The sequence below is a fragment of the Seonamhaeicola marinus genome (assembly GCF_008085455.1).
Genome location: NZ_VSDQ01000369.1, coordinates 1 through 966, shown reverse-complemented (window position 1 = coordinate 966; position 966 = coordinate 1). Strand labels below are relative to the sequence as shown.

The 966-nt window shown below is 31.3% G+C and carries 2 protein-coding genes; both read right to left on the bottom strand.

What is annotated here, in order from left to right:
- On the bottom strand, positions 1-602 hold a 602-nt coding region (locus FUA24_RS04975; protein ID WP_187388175.1), incomplete at its 3' end, for a glycogen synthase.
- Positions 603-830: 228 nt separating this feature from the next.
- The coding region (locus tag FUA24_RS04970) for a hypothetical protein (protein WP_148540283.1) at positions 831-966 on the bottom strand (136 nt) is incomplete at its 5' end.

Below are 966 nucleotides of genomic sequence, written 5' to 3'. Positions count from 1 at the left end.
GCTGCGGCTAAGGGGTTTATAGAGCCACCCCAATCTAACAATCCAACATTATCAAAATTAAATTCTGGAATTAGGTTTACCTTATCATGCGAAAACCAACCTTGGTATTGTGCATTGTGTATAGTAAATATACTGGGCGTATTTTTAAAAGCAGCATATTGTTTGCATTGCTGCATCATAAAGGGTGTTAACCCTGTGTGATGATCATGACAATGTATAATATCTGGCAAATCATTCCATGTTGTTAACCAGTTTAGTGCTGCAATTTGAAAGGCTAAAAACCGTTCTGTATCTTCATTTGAGTACACATAATCTTTAAAAATTAATTCTGGCACATCAATAAAATAAACATTAAAGTCCAGCACGTCCTTATTAAGCATTAAAACGTTAAACTCTAGTGTTTCATTGGCAAGTGTGAGTGTATCACTGTAAATTTTATTAAAATTATGGGCTTTGGTAAATTTATTGTCATAATAAGGCATTATAACATGCGAAGAAATACCAGCGTTATTTTGATATTTTGGTAAGGCACCAACAACATCGGCCAAACCACCAACTTTGGCTACCGGATAGCATTCTGCACTAATATGTATTACTGTCATATTAAACTTTCATATGTTATAAACATACAAAAATATTGTTAATAACTTTGTTGAAATCTCATTTTTGAGAAAAAAAAAGCATTATTGAGGATATTTGATTTTTTCGTTAAAGAAATTTAACAAATACCTTTATTTTTCTTTAATATTCTATAAAATTCAACAAAGTCTTCCGGTAGGTACTATTATGTTTTTAGTGCTTAAAAAACTTATTTGTTGGCTAGTATTTTATTAATCGTTAAGTTTTAAAACGGCCATAAAAGCTTGTTGTGGAATTTCAACGTTACCAACTTGCCTCATACGTTTTTTACCTTTTTTCTGTTTTTCTAAAAGTTTACGCTTACGCGAAATATCACCACCGTAACAT